This window comes from Nostoc sp., from assembly GCF_036919575.1.
GTDB lineage: Bacteria > Cyanobacteriota > Cyanobacteriia > Cyanobacteriales > Nostocaceae > Nostoc.
In genome coordinates, this window is the sequence record NZ_JBALBY010000106.1 from 1 (window position 1) to 18,110 (window position 18,110).

10 protein-coding genes and 1 pseudogene are annotated in these 18,110 nt (G+C 41.7%); all 11 read right to left on the bottom strand.

Features of this window, described 5'->3' with window-relative positions:
• Positions 1-93 precede the first annotated feature (93 nt).
• Positions 94-735, bottom strand: a pseudogene (locus tag V7K27_RS26345) (TIGR04282 family arsenosugar biosynthesis glycosyltransferase); the annotation flags it as partial.
• A 156-nt stretch (positions 736-891) separates the two neighbouring features.
• Positions 892-1,455: a GspH/FimT family pseudopilin gene (locus V7K27_RS26350; protein WP_334951231.1), complete on the bottom strand. Its 564-nt coding sequence runs from the start codon at positions 1,453-1,455 to the stop codon at positions 892-894.
• A gap of 142 nt (positions 1,456-1,597) precedes the next feature.
• Positions 1,598-2,617: a glycosyltransferase gene (locus V7K27_RS26355; RefSeq protein WP_334951232.1), complete on the bottom strand. Its 1,020-nt coding sequence runs from the start codon at positions 2,615-2,617 to the stop codon at positions 1,598-1,600.
• 357 nt (positions 2,618-2,974) lie between these two features.
• The gene (hpsE, locus tag V7K27_RS26360; protein ID WP_334951233.1) at positions 2,975-3,961 is read right to left on the bottom strand and encodes a hormogonium polysaccharide biosynthesis glycosyltransferase HpsE; all 987 of its coding nucleotides are present in this window, start codon (positions 3,959-3,961) and stop codon (positions 2,975-2,977) included.
• A 26-nt stretch (positions 3,962-3,987) separates the two neighbouring features.
• Positions 3,988-5,115: a hormogonium polysaccharide biosynthesis glycosyltransferase HpsE gene (hpsE, locus tag V7K27_RS26365; protein WP_334951234.1), complete on the bottom strand. Its 1,128-nt coding sequence runs from the start codon at positions 5,113-5,115 to the stop codon at positions 3,988-3,990.
• 145 nt (positions 5,116-5,260) lie between these two features.
• Positions 5,261-6,007, bottom strand: a complete 747-nt coding sequence (locus tag V7K27_RS26370; RefSeq protein ID WP_334951235.1) for a type II secretion system protein — start codon at positions 6,005-6,007, stop codon at positions 5,261-5,263.
• A gap of 38 nt (positions 6,008-6,045) precedes the next feature.
• Positions 6,046-7,074, bottom strand: coding sequence for a hormogonium polysaccharide secretion pseudopilin HpsC (gene hpsC / locus V7K27_RS26375; protein WP_334951236.1), 1,029 nt, complete (start codon positions 7,072-7,074; stop codon positions 6,046-6,048).
• A 77-nt stretch (positions 7,075-7,151) separates the two neighbouring features.
• The gene (hpsB, locus tag V7K27_RS26380; RefSeq protein ID WP_334951238.1) at positions 7,152-7,835 is read right to left on the bottom strand and encodes a hormogonium polysaccharide secretion pseudopilin HpsB; all 684 of its coding nucleotides are present in this window, start codon (positions 7,833-7,835) and stop codon (positions 7,152-7,154) included.
• Between the two features lie 202 nt (positions 7,836-8,037).
• On the bottom strand, positions 8,038-13,065 hold the full coding sequence (gene hpsA, locus V7K27_RS26385) for a hormogonium polysaccharide biosynthesis protein HpsA (protein ID WP_334951240.1): 5,028 nt from the start codon (positions 13,063-13,065) through the stop codon (positions 8,038-8,040).
• 591 nt (positions 13,066-13,656) lie between these two features.
• Complete coding sequence (locus V7K27_RS26390) at positions 13,657-14,025, bottom strand: endonuclease domain-containing protein (RefSeq protein WP_334951242.1); 369 nt, start codon at positions 14,023-14,025, stop codon at positions 13,657-13,659.
• Between the two features lie 209 nt (positions 14,026-14,234).
• Positions 14,235-17,768, bottom strand: coding sequence for a methionine synthase (metH, locus tag V7K27_RS26395; RefSeq protein ID WP_334951244.1), 3,534 nt, complete (start codon positions 17,766-17,768; stop codon positions 14,235-14,237).
• Positions 17,769-18,110 lie beyond the last annotated feature (342 nt).

The following is an 18,110-nucleotide window of genomic DNA, read 5'->3' on the forward strand; positions in this document are numbered from 1 at the left end:
CTCCCTCATCTCCCTCATCTCCCTCATCTCCCTCATCTCCCTCATCTCCCTCATCTCCCTCATCTCCCTCATCTCCCTCATCTCCCTCATCTCCCTCATCTCTCCTGCAAGAGCTTGTTCCCAAATCGGCAGATCCTCCGGTCGGTCAACATCAGCTAAAGGCGACAAGTTGACATGAGATAAATTCAGTTTGTGGGCAATATCCACAGTTTTCTGGAATACTTGAGCAGTTCCCCACTCGATGTTAACGAATAACTCCGGGATGGGTTGGCACAAACCAATTAAGTAATATCCACCATCGATCGCAGGGCCAAGTACGAGGTCAAAGGTGTGTAACTTCTCAAAGGCTGTTGCTAGAATCTGGGCATTCACTCCAGGGCAATCTGTACCGATGATAATTACTTTTTCTGCACCAGATTGAAAAGCATTTCTAAGCGATCGCGCCATTCGGGAACCTAGATCGCCTTCACCTTGAGACTGATAAACGAAATCCAACCCCAGCCAGTCTTGCATCAGTTGCAAATCACCACCTGTAAACCGCACTTCCACAGATATGGCAATGGCTTTTTGCAATTCTTGAACCTGAAATATGGTATATTCAGTCATCTGGCGTTGAAGATTGGCAGCACCAACAGTTCCCAAAGCAGGTATCAATCGGGTTTTTGTCTTACCTGGTTCTGGATAGCGGGTGAAAATAATCAAGTGCTGTTTTGGGTTTGCTGGTAAGTTCAGCACACAATACCTTGTTTGAATCAACAAGAAATATATTAAAACAAGTCGCAAGTCGCAAGTCGCAAGTCGCAACTCAGTTTTGTGACGGGCATTTAGACCCCGACCCAAAAGGTGCTGCCTGTCTTGCTGGGGAATTAAACCCCCAAACTCTGTTAATAGCTAATAGCAATAATTGTCGTCTTTAACTGTAGTATGCTCCTTTGCCGTTCGCATTTCCCCTAAAATTGTAGAAACTATTACGCAACGTTTGGCTTTACCACCAGATTTGCTGGATAGCGTGATCCTTCCTAAATCTTTAGCATTACCTCTGTAGTCAAATCTAACTTCTTGTACAGTACTGAGTGACGGTTGGAAGTTTGTCTCAGAATCAAAGCGCACATTAGAATGTAGATTATTCCAGTTAGCAGCAGATGGGTTTACTGTAGCAGGATGAACCGCCCATTGAACAATACCGTTTTGTTCACGAAAACTAGCTTGCCAAGTCAATTTTTCCTTAGTAGCTTGGCTTTTGGCTTGGCGCATAGCAAGGTGAACTTCGCTTCCGGCAGTATTGAGGCGTTGAGTGTTCACAAAAGCCAGCCAGTTGGGTATTCCCAGCGTAGCTAATATACCAATTAATACAACAACTACTAACATCTCTGGCAAGGTAAAACCACTGTTAGAACGGTTATTAAAGAGATTTTTTGCTTTGACTAGATATGGAAAATGCACTTGGGTATTCATTGTTATTTTTTAGTTGGTTTTCAACTAAGTAGGTAGGCGTAATTAAACATAAGATCAAACCTCACCCTCAATCCCTCTCCGTGAGTTCGGAGAGGGAAGCCGGAGGCAGGGTGAGGTTTTATATTTAATTTGACCCACTTACTTAACTACATATTTGAGAATGTTTTACTTTCTTCGCTTTTGTCTTGATGCTTGTTAGTAAAGTTGTAGACAAAGCAGTGGGTAGTATAAAAATCACAACAATTTTAAATAAAAGTTTTAAGATTAGATTGACCCGATAGAACCTTGAAGAGTCGTTGAGTAAATACTTCCAAAGAAATGTGGCTGCTACTGCACCTTTATATCGATTGAATGGCTGTTGTAGGGCTTTGCATGTTAGGTATATATAAAGGTTCGTGAGACTTAATCTCCAAATATTTTTATCAGTTAATGGTCTTACCTGATAGGCACTTTTAAGTACTTGCAAACAGGCTTTTTCCTGCCTTGCAAGATTAGAAGAAAGTGAATTAGGACTGATTCGGTATAATATTTGTACAGATGGTACACATACAAAATCGAACTTACAAGCTAATCGCAGCCACATATCCCAATCCTGAGCAGCATTTAGTGATTCATCAAATCCACCTAATTCTATTATTGCTTCTCTAAGAATCAAGGGGTTAGAACCATTTTCTAGAAAATTACTTACTAATAGCTTTTCATAAACATCACCATTGACAGTAATATGCATACCTGAAAGCAAGATTTCATCATTTTCATCGATAGAATCAGTCCAGCTATAAGCAACCTTAGCACCTAAGTTTTCTTGCAGAGCCTGCAACTGGCTTGCCAATTTATCGGCTGTCCAAATATCATCTGCATCTAAAAAACTAACAAATTTTCCCGCAGCATATTTTAGTCCACGGTTACGACTAATATTTCCACCAGAATTCTCAAAGGAAAATATTTTGATTCGGGAGTCTTGAAAATTTGAAATAATCTCTAGTGTTGAGTCTTTTGAACCATCATTGATTACAATTAATTCTAAATCTGAAAAACTTTGATTTAGAACAGATTCAATTGTTTTCTTTATAGTTTTTTCGCTGTTATAAGATGGTATGATTACAGAGATTTGAGTCATGTATTTGCTTTTATTAATTATTATTTTATCTATAGGAATCATATTTGATTTCTGAAAAAATCTCGGTAGTCTTGTAGTAGACCGTCTAGGCTAAAATGTTGCAAAAAAATTGTAGGTTGGGTGGAGGCTTTGCGTAACCCAACATCTCTTAATGAAGTCGGAAGTCGGAAGTCGGAAGCGTTGCTCTGAGCTTTGTCGAAGGGTACAGTTTTGTAACGGGGATAAAGACAAGAGCCACAAAACTTAAAGCCGTCCTTTATGACGGGGTTTTAGACCCAACATCCTGATAATTAGTTGGGTTGCGCTCCGCTCCACCCAACCTACGTCTACGTCTAATGCACTATTAAAGCCATGAGGGTCTACTACGTGCATTTCAAAAATCAAATACTAGTCCTATAGTTATTTTTTGACACTAAATTGCCTAAAATAAAGCTTCAACGAGTAAAAAGGACTCATCATACTAGCCAAGTAAAATTCCATTTCAAAAAGAGCTATTAGATTACTTTCTAATTGCCCTCTATACTGAATAAGGTGCCGTAATACTCGGCGTAAATTCCCTAAAATAGTTCTGACAAACACTATTGGTTTTTGCCAATTCTTAGTATTTATCAAGCGTAACTGGAAAACACACAAGCCACAGCCGCGTGCCAGAGTTAGGAGGTAATCTCTCTCAAGTCGCCAATGTGGTATTTGATGATAAGTATGCATAGTAGGGTTATACCAAATTTGCCAGCCTCCATAATGTATATGAAGCAATGCTTCATAGTCATCACCCGACACCAAAATCCCAGACAACCTCCCTCTCAAAGTAGGTCGTTGTGGTACATTTTCACACCATACTTGTTTCCGAACAACAAGCGCTGCACCAGGAGGAAGCCTTAAATTAGCTGCATCAAATAAATATGGATTTGAACCACATTCTCTTATAGCTAAAAAAGCTTGAATTCTTTCGAAATTTTCTGGCGGCTTTACTTCAAAATCTCCATGAATTTGTCCACTCCAAGCGCCTGCTTGAGGATGCTCTTTGCCAAAAGTGTAAGATTGTAAAATCCAATCAGATGCTACTAGATTATCATCATCTACAAATGCAACAAACTCACCTCTAGCTTCACTTATAGCCCGCATTCTTGCAAATGGGATTCCTTGTTCTTTCTCTAAAAAGTACCTCAAACAAATATTCTGGCTATATTTTTTTTGATAATCTTTAATTACCTCATTTGTATTATCGTGACTATTATTATCAATAATAATTATTTCCCAATATAGCTTTTCTATTCCCGTCTGCTTGAGTAGAAAATCTAAAACTTGAGGTAAACGTTTTGCACCATTGTATGTAGGAATAGCTACAGTAAAGTCTAAAAACTGATTTTCAATTAATTTATCCATCCTAATTACCACAATTTATATGTTTGTCATGAGAGTTTCTGATAAGGTAATAACTGGTTAGAGCGTTTCTTAAGCAACTGAGGTACACCCCAATCTTTTTTAGCAAGGTTAAAGCCGAGCGGACTTGTGCCGAGCGAAGTCGAGGTAGCCGAGGCTTTAATAGCTTGGAAAAAGTCCATCACCAAGTCGAGAACCGCTATATTCAAATATCTTTTTTGAAATAGGTAAAAAGGACTGATAAAGCTACTCATGAGCAGTTCCATCTCGCAAGCAGCAATTAAGTCAGTTTGAAACATACCTCGATATTTGAGCGCGTAAAGTATAATTTTGCGTAGATCATTAACTAAATACACTAAACTCACCAAAGGTCTTTGCCAAGGTTGTATTCTCAGCATACGAAGGTGATGCCGACTTAAACCCACACAGCGAAATAAACTAATTAAATATTTTCTTTGCAATCGCCATGCTGGGATTTTATGGTGAATACACATTTCTGGGTTGTACCAAATTTCCCAACCTCCTAGTTGGATATGTAGTACTGCTTCTAAATCTTCACTGGCTAACCCAGCTTCTCTACCTTTATGATTTAAAACTAGATTTTTAGGAACTGTTCTCTCCCATGCCTGTTTGCGAACTACTAAGCCTGCTCCTGGAGGTAGCATTTTCATGTGAGCTTTGTATTGGTGGGGTTTTGTACCTCTCTCGGTAATGGCTAAAAAAGAAGCTATTTTCTTAAAGTTTTCCGGTGGTTCAACTTCAAAGTCACCATGAACTTGGCTACCATAAGCACCGGCTAAAGGATGCTGTTCACCAAAAGCATAAGCTGCTGCTACCCAGGTGGATGTTGGGTAGTTGTCATCATCAAGAAAACCTATAAATGTGCCTTTAGCTTCTTCAATTGCCCTTTGTCTGGCGTATGCTGCTCCCTGTTTTTTTTCAAATAAGTACTTTAGTGGATAAGGACACTGCCAATTTTGTTGATAGGTTTGAATAACTTTAGCTGTGTTATCAGTGCTGTTATTATCTACAACTATAATTTCCCAAGATAAATGTTCTGTATTTAGTTGATTTTGTAGTCGTTCTAGTAGTTCAGGCAAACGACTTTGACCGTTATAAGTTGGGATAGCTACAGTAAAGTCAATGTTTTTAGTCATTTGACAAAAGTTATATTTTATTAAGGCGATTTTTGAGGTATTTAAAACCAGAAAACTGCACGAGATATTACAATATTGCTCTCAAAGTGCAGTTTTATGTTCAGTATTATTTCGTATTTTTATAAATTTTCACTATGAAGATTACTTAATTGCATTGGGCGTCTTTTGCTGTGGCCATTGCTCCCAAGAGAGTTTCCACAACGACGCATCGCTTTACGCTACTAGGCGATGTAGAATTTGCAGAGCTTGGAACAGCTACCACTATTTTTAACCCTGTAGCTGTTCCAAAGCTTGGAATTGGTAAAGTTGGTAAAGCTCCCATATAGTCAAAGGTAATCGTTGATGGAGGTGGAGATGCTGAAGTTGCTAACGTACTTGAAGCAGGGTAGGATACAGTAGAAGTAGTATTGACAATGTTTGTACTACTGAGATTTGCCCCCAGCAGTAATTGATTAGAATTGGCTCCCACATCTCCCCCTAAAGGTTTCCATGGGAGGGGTATAGGGGGTGCAGCACTAGTAGGATAAGCATTAGGAGAATAAATAGCAACCTCTACATTTTTGGTTGTGCTATCTATCTGAAAACTGACACTGTAGCTAAGTTTAGTTTTTTTAGCTTGGCGCTGTGCTTCTTGCAGTGCGGCGAAAACAGCGTCGTTAGCCTTATTTACCTTCTGTCGATTTACAAAGGCAGCCCAACCAGGAGCTGCGATCGCTGATAAAATTCCGATCATCAGGATCACTACGATTAATTCTATTAAGCTAAATCCGGCATCTTGTTGATTGTAGCGATCGCTATGGTATCTATTTCCTAAATATTGCTGCTTTAGTTTTGTTTTTCGGCTATGCAACTGGAAATAATCTAATAGTCTTAAACTAGGAATATTTGGCATACTATCCTGCTTTTATTAATCTTTGTAAAAGATAGAAGTTATTTGGTAAAGATGAAGCTGCTTCCTTGAACCTTAATGTTTGCACTGGGAAAATAACTAGATTTGGTATCGGCGTAACGTACTTTAGTTTCATCATTTTGTATTAGGCGAGCTTGTGCGTTACCTCTTAAATAAACTTCAACAGCACTTCTATTACTTGGATCAACTGAATTTACACAAGCATAAAAGCCCCTTCTGAGATTAGTTGCTGTTGCTGGAACTCGTTTAAAATCAGTAGGGGGAACAGTAGGGGTAGTGGGGCAAGTTACTGCTGATGGTAGCACTACCGGTGTTTCTTGGTCTATTGTTGTTTGATCTATAAAATCAACCAAAACCACAGGAACTTGAGTGTAACCCCCCCCTCCTGTCCAAGTATTCATTTTTGCTTGTAATGTTATGCCCTTTTGTGACAAGTCAAATGGTTTAAAACCTTTATCTGGACATGGGAGATATTTTTCGGTTGCAAGAAATCCATCACAAGTAACTGTAGCAGCAGTATTTGTAACGCCATCTTTAATTTCCCATCTGGCGATGCGGGCAACGTTAGACCAAGTAGTACTAGTGTCTTTAATTAAATAGTAGGCAACTAATGAGTAAACAAAAGCATCATCTTTTTGAGTGCCTGTAATTGTAATTGCTTGACTAAGTAATTCTCGTTTCCAAAAGACAAGCACAGGAACTCCACCTGTTGGGCTAGGCAATTGATTCACACTTGCAGCTGGGCAAGTAGTAGTATCAGCAGTACCGCTTAGACAAGCAATTCCAGTAGCATCGTATATATATAGTGCTTGTTGGAGATCGCGAGTGATATAGTCAAGGGCTGCTTTAATTTCTTGCTCAGAGTTGGCTTTGGCTTGTTCCTGTCCATCAGTGGTTAAAACGCTGATCATAAAACCTAGCAACGGCGTAATTACTAGGAATGTAAGGATCATAGCCACGAGCAGTTCAATTAGGGTGAAGCCACTATTTTTGTTTTGCTTCTGAGAGGGTTTTAGCTGAGTACTTAACAGCCACCTCAATATATTCATTTTGCTATAGGTTCTCCTTATTGACGGATACTGAGTCATAAAATTATTTATGTTTGCTGGGTTAATTATGGTGGTGCTTAACAACCACCAAGCCGAGCGCACAAAGCGGTATAGGAGGGTTGACCCCTGACAATTTCAGTTGTCATTTCTACTAGTGGTGCTTTGCGATCGCCTAGTCCCCCAGTGAATGTTGCTGCTTTTTTTCCACCGCTACCCGCAGTTAAGGTACCAAAATCAGCATCGGAACGATATACCCGAATTCCCAAACGATAGCTTTGACCGCTATCAATTTGAGTGGTACTTGTGCTGATAGTTCCAACTGCATTGCCAAAAGCCTGAATGTAAAACAGATCGCTAGTACAGCTAGGATTAGCAAGGCTGCCATTTTTGTTATAGCAATACAAAGTATTCTTGGTTGCGGTTGTGGGTGGAAGCACACTACTGATTAAATAGTCACTGGTTGAGCTTGATACTGTTCTATTTGCAGTAGCCGTTGCAGCAGCGAGATTGAATGAGGTAGGATTTAATACTTGGGCTTCTGAGATTGTTTTAGACTTGATAGCATCAATGAAGGCTTTAGCCGCTCCTGTTGCCAATACCACCCGTCTAGCTTGCACACGAGTTGCTGTTGCCATAACTAGGACAGGCGCGATCGCAGTTAGCAAAATAGAGACTACAAGTATTGCTACCAGCGACTCAATGATCGTAAAACCAGACTCGCTGGATTGGGCAGATGATTCGTGTAGTTGGTGTGGGTTCATAGTCAGTTTCTCAATTAGGCTATGTTTTATAGCAATTTGCGATCGAGTGTAATACACTTGTAACTTCTCTCCAAACCTCTCCCCTACAAGGGGAGAGGCTTTGATTTTTCCCCCTTCCCTCGTAGGGAAGGGGCTGGGGGTTAGGTCTGTTAACGCGATCTATTCACCTGAAAAGTGCTGTAAAAACTCTCATTCACACACTTCAGGATGGTTGGAGTTTGCAGTTACCAGGGCGTTCAGTTGCAGGTAGTGCAAATTGATAACCCGTGCCAAAGTAGTTGGTGGTGTTCGTAGTCTCAAACCCATCCGATGTTTGAGTTTGGACAGCACATAACAGAGTTTGTACCCAAAGGTCATCCCGACCTACTTCTCTGAAATATTCATTTGGAGGATCTGTGGCTGGAGTTACAAAACGCTGGGCAAACAAGTCGGGATTTTGCGCCAGTAACGCCACATCAAAACCCCAGTTACGTAAAGGAGGCATATAATAAGGCGCTTCACCACTACCAGTATTAGTGTAACTACTATCTGATCTGTACCCAGGGCTACCAGAATTCAGAACTCTGATAAAGATACTGTTATTGGCAGTAGCGGTAAGGTTATTAACGTCAGAAGAGGTTGCAGGAGAAGTTGATGGTCCTGGTCTGACAAGAGCTTGGAATGGTGCACTGGCATAGATACTGCGTTTAAATTGGATGAATGAACCGTTGATATTGGCATTAACCCCATCCCAGTTTTCTAAGAAGCGCGCAAAGTTATGCAAACCCCCATTGAGTTCGTAGGTATTTAGACCCACACGAGCAGGAGTATCACCAGCAGCAATTACTAGATTAAAAGTTGTTTCACTTGCCCTAGACAACCATCTAGTATTTTTAACGAGAGTAGATGATCCTGTTAAAGTGGAGTAATCATTATCTTGAGGTGCTAGGTCTGTTACTTGTAATTGCAATACAGGTTCTAATAGCGGCTGGTAAGTTGCATCTCTTAAGGACGACGTGAGTACCGGCGGTGTCCCCGGGCTTCCAGGAAAATCCCTCAGCGAAGAAGCCGGAGGAGTTAGTACTGGTGGTACTTGGGGATACCTAAAGAATAGACGAGCAGTGTTCGTGTTCTTGTATTTTATCTGGCTGGTGTCGAACGCTGGTGAAGTAGAAGTACTTGTTGTAGTTGCAAACCATAGGGCATTAGTCGCTATGTCAGGTATGCTAGCTGCGTCTACCACACCACTTGTGATAATTAGTGGAAGTTCTTTTACTATACCTGATTTGATACCTAGTGGAATGGGAGTGGAAGTAGGATTACCGCTATTAAAAGTAATGGGGGTATTACTAGCATCAAGCAGTTGTCCAGAACTATTTCGTTTGAACGCAACCCGGCGGGCAAATCTTTCAAAACCAGTCCTTGGCGATCGCCACTGGGTTGTACCAGCTAAGAGTTTTTCAGGATCTGCACCTATTACAGTTGCATCACTAGACCTTTTAAAGATTTCTGCTGATGTTAAAGCATTGGTTTTAATAGTATCACTATCTAAACCCACATACCAGTCACCTGGTTGGCACTCTGAAACTGGTATTTTGAAGCACATCTCCATTACATACTCTGGGAAACTCCCTCGACGCTGAATGGGCGTGACGAAGTTGTTCAAGTAAGAGCTGTTATTTGGATTTGGAACAACAAGAGTAGTATTATTAAAGTCATTTGTAGTATCGGACGGACCACCCAAGTAGTATGCATCATTATTAGATGCAGTGAAGAAATTAGATGAAGTGACGAAGTTGTTATTCCAGAAACCTGCCTTGAGTTGTTTGAGTACGACGTTAGGATCACTCCCTTGGTTATTTCGCAAATCGTAATCACCCTCATTGCGGAAACCTTGGCGGAAGTTACCAGACAGCAAGCTGACAGCATCGGCAATCACTGATGCTGGTCGCCAGGTTTCGCCTGTTGTGCAATTGGGTAGTCTAGGGTCACTAGGCCGACAAGCAAAGTCAGGATCGCGATTTGTCGCAGCGCGAGTGTAAAATTTAGTATCGTAGGTACTATCAGTGGGAAGAGGCAAAAGATCCGGAGCTTTAAATTCTTGCTTGGTGTGCAGATTAAAATTGCCTTTAACATACACTGGTAGCTCAGTTGCTAAAATTAAGCCTTTTTCTTCTGCTCTGTAATCATTATAGTGAACCGGATCACTGCCAACCTGGCGACTCAAGTTACTGCCATTAATCAACATAATGGCGTTGGGTCGCCGTTCTGGATCGAGCTTGTAGTCACTGGCGCTAACAGTTTCACTGTCTGACTGGCTGCGATCTTTTTGAGCATCATCACGAGAGGCATAGATAATGCCGCTATTGGGCAATAGATATTCCTTATCCGATGCAACGCCGATTACTTGTGTGCGAAGCTTACTTAAATCTATGACAGTGGCACGAATTTCTAAAGGCTGGCGCTGTTCGACTTCTAGATTGTAGTTTCCAGTTAAAGTTAATGGATCACCTTTATCTATGGCCTTAATTTGTCGGGCATCAAGAAATGCAGTTTCTTTGATTGCGCCATCAGGAATGTAGGTAGTACTCCCAGCCAGGGTGCCATCAGCAATCTGTATTGCACAGATGGTAGAGTCAATTGCTGATTGCTCAGAGAGAGTGAGTTTGCTGGTTGTTGCTTTGGCCAGTGCTTGCCGCAGTAGCGGATTGACAAGGCGGCCATTGGGAAATACCAACTTGGCTTGATATTTTAAGCGATCTAGCAAAGTTACGCTAGTGTTAGTCACATCATCAGCACTAGCCGCAAGCGTAAAAAAACCATTGCTATCTACTGCCTGTCCTGTAGTTACATCAGCAGATGTAGTAGTGGAAGCAGCGTAAACAACCCCATTATTTGATCTTGCTCCAGCAGGTTTAGCACCAACTGCTTCACCGCTCACATCGGCCAGTGTACCTGTATTTCTTGCTGTATCCTTGTTTGTAGGGTCATAGTAGCTACTTACACAGGCCATGGGTTTTTGATAATAGTCTGCTGTAGTCGCCAGAGGAGCGTAGGAATCAAAATTGTAGTGATACACTGCCGTAGCACGCATTACCAAATCACCACGTTTTGGCGTAGTACCGTTCAGAGGATCGGTCGAATCAGGTACAAGCATAGGCATAGTATCAGGCCAGACTACTATGCCAGCGCTTTCGTTGATTACCACTGGTGGCGTGCTTGGTGGCCTGCTTGGATCTGGCGTGCTTGGATCATCAGGCACTATTGTTGGACGAGTAGGTAGTCCAGAACCTGTAGGTCTATATACTCCTGCACCTGTAATCACTCTCAGTCCACCGACCACATCAAGAATATTACTTCTGGGTGAAGCGGCTGAAATTTCCCAAAAACCATCACGTCCTGTTACTCCTAAATCTGATAACTGTTGGACGCGAGTGGTACGAGTACGATCTGTAGTAGTGCTACCCGTCCACTTGACACCAGTGATGGTTTGGGGAGCATTCTGTCCTACAAAGTCTCCTATTGTATTGTCCCATATTAGTTCCGGCAGGTTGTTTCCTACTACGATGCGATCGCCTAACACTGTTTCTGTTACGGGACTATTATCTACAATGTCTGGGTCTTTAGTTGGGAGTTGCGCTGTATCTAGTGTTAGTTTTGTATTAGCATCTAGTGGATAAATCCAGGCATCCATTGCACGTAGCGTATTACCAGAACCTTTCATAAAAGTTCCTGCATCTGTTGTTGAGTCGTACTCAGTAGTCCCAGATTTTATAATACCAGAAGTACCATAAAGAACTTCTTTAAATGGTACACGCCTAGTACGTTTACGGAACCAATTTCCCAATTCTTCCTTACGTACTGTAGTCGCGTCTAAGCTTGGATCATTGTCAGTCCGGCTCTTTATTTTAGTTATGACTTCTTGAGGATCAGTAGTAGCAGCATTATTCAATTGTTGTGCCTTCACTAATAAGTCTATGCGTTTAGCATAAGCCTGAGTGTTATAAGCAATGTCATTGGAGTTATTTAAGGTAGTTTTATTAGCTAAAGATTGGCTTGTATCAGGTGCATTATTTTCTACAAATAAATGTACGCCTGTTCCACTTGCATCAGATGCACTGATTGTCCCACTATTTGCAATATTACCGCCAACAACTATTTTGCTATTTTCTCGTTCGTAATAACAAGAATTCGGACTACTGACCTGAAATAGGGTTATATCTTGATTACTTTTACCAGTGAAGAAGTTACTGTTGGTAAAAATGCGTCCATTGAGACGGAATCTAGGCCCAGGTGTAATATCTAAATCATCTTCATAGACAACAGCATTATTAGTAATAGAAACTTGACTACGATCTTGTTGCATTTCTAAAGCCGAGAAGCCTTTATTACCTACATACTTCTCATATTTAGTTGTATCAAGAAGAGCCGCTTGAGAAATATCACTAATGGGAATCGTTGCTACATATACGAAAAAGCTTTTTTTCAATTCGCCAGTTGGTAGCTTATACCAACCCGAAGTACCTACTAAACTGGCGCTAGTGTTACCAGCTACATCACAAGCTCCACCTGCCTTAGCTTGTAGCATAGGAGGGGTTCTAGCATCTAGTGGGCTTCTGTTTCTGTTTTGGGTTGTACCAGTTTGGGGAGGAGTGCGGAAGTAGATACCGTAGAGAATAAAACTATCAAATTTACCGTTATTATCTGTATCGGCAGGAAATTTCCAGGCTGTTTGTAAGTTTTCTTTATTTTCTAAAAGGATACTATCACCTGCTTCAATAATCGGAGTTGAAGTACTTTTATTAAGGTTATAAGCCAGAGTTATAGGAGTTTCATCACCAAGTGTATAGACAGAAAGTTTTTGGGTTAAGGTACTGTATAATGTTACATTTGATGGGACAGAACGTGGTAGAGTCGGGTCGGCAAATAGTGCAGTTATTTTGGCTTTAGCTCGCTCTAAGGCAGGGGTAGCAGCTTGAAGCACAGCCTCATTCACCCGGACATTGCTAGCGTTTTTAGAACGCTCAAAAGACCGAAATAAAATCGCAGTTGTTAACAGCACGACAACCAAAGTGACCATCGCCACTGTTGGTAAAATAAAGCCAGCATTCACTGAGCCGCGTCTTCTTCGAGTGCCAGAAATAGTCCGCAACAGCCAAATGATTTGCTTGTTAATTGCAGATAAAAACTGCTTGCTAATTTGCCTAAAGGTTTTTTGAATTACCTTGAATAGCTGACGTTTTCGAGACATAGTTGCTTTCCTGTCAAGTGGTTTATAGTGGATTTATGATTTTTTATCAAAATTGATAATTCTGCCTATAAATTAATTTTTTAGGCAAAGGATGAAACTATATTTATGTAACTACTGCATCTGGCTTTCCTAACTTCCAAATCAAGTAGCTAAAACAAAAGAGAATTTACTAAAGTTATATCATTTATGAGTTGTTCATCTTATCCGGTAAATACTGATTTTTTGAGAATTATTTAATCCAATTCCAGAAATAATAAGAGTATGGTATCACAGTATAATTGCGGAAATGTATTTTGTTTAGATGTATCTTTATGAAGATGTTGTTAGCATAGCAAGCTTATAATACCCACCTGTTAGAGGAAAGATATCAGTTGGGTGCAAAATAATCAGAGGTTCGGCTCAGATTCGCCGGGCGTCTGGAAGTCGCGGCTACACGAGACTTTACCCACTAAACGTTTAGCAGAGCAGCTACGCGCACTTGGTATCAAGCCTGATTTTAGTGATGAGTAAGATTAATTAATTTTATCATTTAGGTTTAATCCTGCTCCCCTCTCCTTAATAAGGAGAGGGGCTGGGGGTGAGGTTCAACTACTATCCCCTTAAATTTCGTATATTCTCAGCAATACTTTCCAGCACCCCAGACAAATTAGCATATACATCATTATTCTTAAATCTAATAAACTTAATTCCTGCTGATTCAATAAATTCTTGTCTTGCCTTATCGTATTCAGCAGCACCTTCTTCAAAATGGCTTTCACCATCAATTTCTATAGCTAACTTAAATTCAGAACTATAAAAATCCATAACAAACTTATCGACACTATATTGTCGGCGAAATTTGCAGTTTTCTAACTGTCTATCTCTTATTTTATCCCAAACAAGTTTCTCGGCTTTTGTGATATTTTGGCGTAATAGTCTCCTTTTTTCGATTTCACTATTTTTGTTATAAAGTTTAGTCATTTTTATTTCCGATTCCAGTCCCCTCTCCTTTATAAGGAGAGGGTTGGGGTGAGGTTATTGTCTAGCCTACAAGATAATAACCTCACCCCGCCCTTCGGGCACCCCTCTCCTTGTTAAGGAGAGGGGAAAGATTATGCGCTGTGTTCACAAGATAATAACCTCACCCCGCCCTTCGGGCACCCCTCTCCTTGTTAAGGAGAGGGGAAAGGTTATGCGCTGAAGTATTTTGCTAGTGGGTGGTAAGCAATAATCGCAGTGGTAGACTGTTCTGGATAAAGTTGTTCGCTTTCATCCATATACAAGTTAATTCTGTCAGTCTGCAATAACTCCAGTTGCTTATACTGGTCTTGGATATTCGGGCAAGCTGGATACCCAAAACTATACCGTGAGCCACGATAGCGTTGTGCCAATATATCCCGAATATTGTCGGGTTCCTCAGCAGTAAAACCTAACTCTCGGCGAATTCTGGCGTGTGTCCACTCAGCGATCGCCTCCGCTACCTGCACGGCCATACCGTGGAAATACAGATAATCTGTATATTGATTCTCAGCAAAGAGCTTTTGAGCGAACTCTGTTGCAATTTCACCCACAGTCACCGCCTGCATCGGGAAGACATCAATAATTCCCGATTCCTTTGGTGCAAAGTAATCTGCTATGCACAGCCGCCTTAAAGACTTTTGTCTGGGAAACTCAAAAGTTGCAACCTGTTGTGATTGGTTCTCTGAGTCATATATATGTAGAGAATTCCCCTCAGCTTGACAAGGGAAATAACCATAAATCACCTGCGGGTGCAACAGATTCTCTTCAATAATTCGCTGTTTCCAAGTTTCTAAAACTGGGTAAACTTTCTCAGCTAAGAAAGCCTGATATTCTTCCTTAGATTGCTCCTTTGGTTTACGGAATTGCCACTGTCCAGCAATTAAAGCTTGTAAATCCAAGTGCCAGAATATCTCCTCGATGGGAATATCACTAGGCTGCAATAACTTCGTTCCCCAGAAAGGTGGCGTGGGACGTTCAATATCTATCGCCACAGCATCAGAACGTCTCGTATCTATGGGGAGTGGGGAGTGGGGAGTGGGGAGTGGGGATTCTTCAGTAGCGATTTTTGATTTTTGGTTATTAGTCTCTGGTTCAGCAGTTTCAACTTCGTTCAAAAATCCCTGCAAATCTTCCCAGTTACCAGCGGCCTTTGCTGGCATTAATTTATCCATGAAGTGCAAGTCAGAAAAGGCATCTTTGCCATAAACAACTTTACCTTTGTAGGTTTTTTGGCAATCTTCATACACAAATTTGGGAGTCAACGCCGCACCACCTAAAATGACGGGGACACTAATTCCCTTTTCGTTGAATATCTCTAAATTCTCTTTCATGAAGGCGGTGGATTTTACCAGCAAACCACTCATGGCAATACAATCAGCTTTATGCTGTTCGTAAGCTTTGATGATGTTTTCCACTGGCTGTTTAATTCCCAGGTTAATCACCTTGTAGCCGTTGTTGGATAAGATAATATCCACCAAATTTTTACCAATGTCGTGGACATCGCCTTTGACTGTGGCAATGATAAAGCTTCCCTTACCATTGTTGCCAGATTCAGATTTCTCCATGAACGGTTCTAAATACGCTACCGCCGCTTTCATGGTTTCCGCAGATTGCAAGACGAAGGGTAGCTGCATTTGTCCAGAACCGAATAATTCCCCGACAACTTTCATCCCATCTAGCAGGAAGGTGTTGATAATTTCTAAGGGGGGATATTCTTCTAAAGCTTTTGTGAGATGTTCTTCTAAGCCAATGCGTTCGCCGTCGATGATATGGCGTTTGAGACGTTCTGGGATGGGGAGACTTTCATCTAAGGAGCGATCGCGTTTTGTCGTTACCCCGGCAAATACTGTGGTAAGCTCTCCCAAGGGATCGTAAACGCAGACGTTACCTTCAAACTTGCGCTCGTCATAAATCAACTGGCGACAGATTTCTTGATGGCGTTCCTCAATCTTAGAAAGCGGTAAAATTTTGTTAGCGCTGACAATGGCTGCATCCATTCCCGCCGTCGTCGCCTCGTGCAAAAACACTGAGTTCAGCACCATTCGTGACGCTGGATTTAAACCAAAGGAAATATTGGAAACACCCAAAATTACATGACTTCCAGGCAATTCTTGACGAATCCGCCGGATAGATTCAATTGTCGCCTTACCGTTTTCTCGGTCTTCTTCAATCCCGGTGGAAATTGGTAACGCTAGAGTATCAAAGAATATTTCTGTGGCAGGTATGCCATATTCTACAGCTTGACGGTATGCGCGTTGGGCGATCGCAAACTTTTTATCTGCTGTCCGCGCCATCCCATCTTCATCGATAGTACCAATGATTACACCAGCACCGTACTTTTTCGCCAACTCCAGCACTTTTAAAAAGCGCGGTTCCCCATCTTCGTAGTTGGTGGAGTTCAGCAAACACTTACCACCGGCAACTTTTAAACCCGCCTCCATTTTTTCCCATTCGGTGGAGTCAAGCATTAAAGGCAGTGTCACATTATTGACAATGCGCGAAACTAATTCGTGCATATCCCGCACGCCGTCACGTCCCACATAATCCACGTTGATATCAAGGATATGTGCGCCTTCTTTTACCTGCGCCCTCGCCATTGAAACGAGTCCATCCCAATCTTCCGCATTTAGCAAATCGCGGCACTTCTTGGAACCACTGGCGTTGAGACGTTCGCCGACAATCAAAAAGGAATTATCTTGGTCGTAGGGCTGAGTAGTGTAAATTGATGCTGCTGCGGGTTCTAAACTTGGGTGTCTAACTTTTGGCTTCAGGTCTTTGGCAAGTTCTGCCAATTGTTGAATGTGTTCTGGACGCGTCCCACAGCAACCCCCAATCACTTGGACACCCAAATCTTCAACAAAATGCATCAATGACATCCGTAATTCCAACGGTGTCAGCCGGTAGTGCGCTTGACCGCCGACGTTCTCAGGTAAACCCGCGTTGGGAATACAGGAAACAATAAAAGGTGAATGTTCTGCCAAATACTTGATATGTGGTTTCATCAAGTCTGGGCCTGTGGCGCAATTCAAACCGAGAATGTCAATTGGATAAGGTGCCAAAATTGTCAGCACAGCACTGATTTCGGAACCAACCAACATTGTACCCATGCTTTCCATTGTCACAGATACCATCAACGGCCGGCGATCGCCTTTCTTAAGAAACACTTCTTCAATGCCATTCAGCGCCGCCTTAATTTGCAGCACATCTTGGCAAGTTTCCACCAGAAATAAATCGACACCACCATCCCACAGCGCTTCTGCTTGTTCAGCAAAAGTAGCTTTCATGGTGTCAAAGTCAATATGTCCCAAGGTAGGGAGTTTAGTTGTCGGACCGATGGAACCTGCTACAAATCGGGGTTTTTCGGGCGTGGAAAATTCCGCAGCCACACGCTTGGCTAATTCTGCGGCTGTTCTGCTGAGGTAATACGCTTGGTCTGCCAAGTCATATTCTGCCAGCACAATGGACGTACTGCCAAAGGTATCGGTTTCAATGACATCAGCACCAGCCGCGAGAAAGTCGCGGTGAACCTTAGCAACAGCTTCGGGTTTCGTGTGGACTAAGTATTCGTTACAACCTTCATACTGTGGACCGCCGAAGTCTTCAGCAGTCAGGTTTTGGGTTTGGAGGTTGGTTCCCATCGCCCCGTCGAAGACGAGGACTGGGCTATCTGGACTACGCAGGCGTTCAAGGAAAGGATGAGTCATATTTTCCGAGAGGAATTTGGGTCAGTCGTATAATATTCGACTTACTTTCTTATTTTCCCAAATTGTGATATTTTTGGCAGCTTTTAATAAAGTCTGTTTTGCTGAAACTCTCCATTGGCTCGTTTTGACCTGATTTCTCAAGATTGGCGATGACAGAATTATGCAAAAGCGTCCTCATAATATCGGGGGGATTAAGGGGGGTAATTCACTGAGGAACCTAACGCAACCTACTTTGGAGTTATTTTTTAGGCAAAACTTACGCAGTATGACACAGGTGGGGTTTCATTGATTCTACACATAGTCAGATGAAATATTTTCGCCAAGTTTCTTATCTTAGGATCA

Bases quoted from the DNA above. Each gene is read 5' to 3' on its own strand.
- V7K27_RS26350 (WP_334951231.1), bottom strand. From the start codon at position 1,455: ATGAATACCCAAGTGCATTTTCCATATCTAGTCAAAGCAAAAAATCTC.
- V7K27_RS26355 (WP_334951232.1), bottom strand. From the start codon at position 2,617: ATGATTCCTATAGATAAAATAATAATTAATAAAAGCAAATACATGACT.
- hpsE (WP_334951233.1), bottom strand. From the start codon at position 3,961: ATGGATAAATTAATTGAAAATCAGTTTTTAGACTTTACTGTAGCTATT.
- hpsE (WP_334951234.1), bottom strand. From the start codon at position 5,115: ATGACTAAAAACATTGACTTTACTGTAGCTATCCCAACTTATAACGGT.
- V7K27_RS26370 (WP_334951235.1), bottom strand. From the start codon at position 6,007: ATGCCAAATATTCCTAGTTTAAGACTATTAGATTATTTCCAGTTGCAT.
- hpsC (WP_334951236.1), bottom strand. From the start codon at position 7,074: ATGAATATATTGAGGTGGCTGTTAAGTACTCAGCTAAAACCCTCTCAG.
- hpsB (WP_334951238.1), bottom strand. From the start codon at position 7,835: ATGAACCCACACCAACTACACGAATCATCTGCCCAATCCAGCGAGTCT.
- hpsA (WP_334951240.1), bottom strand. From the start codon at position 13,065: ATGTCTCGAAAACGTCAGCTATTCAAGGTAATTCAAAAAACCTTTAGG.
- V7K27_RS26390 (WP_334951242.1), bottom strand. From the start codon at position 14,025: ATGACTAAACTTTATAACAAAAATAGTGAAATCGAAAAAAGGAGACTA.
- metH (WP_334951244.1), bottom strand. From the start codon at position 17,768: ATGACTCATCCTTTCCTTGAACGCCTGCGTAGTCCAGATAGCCCAGTC.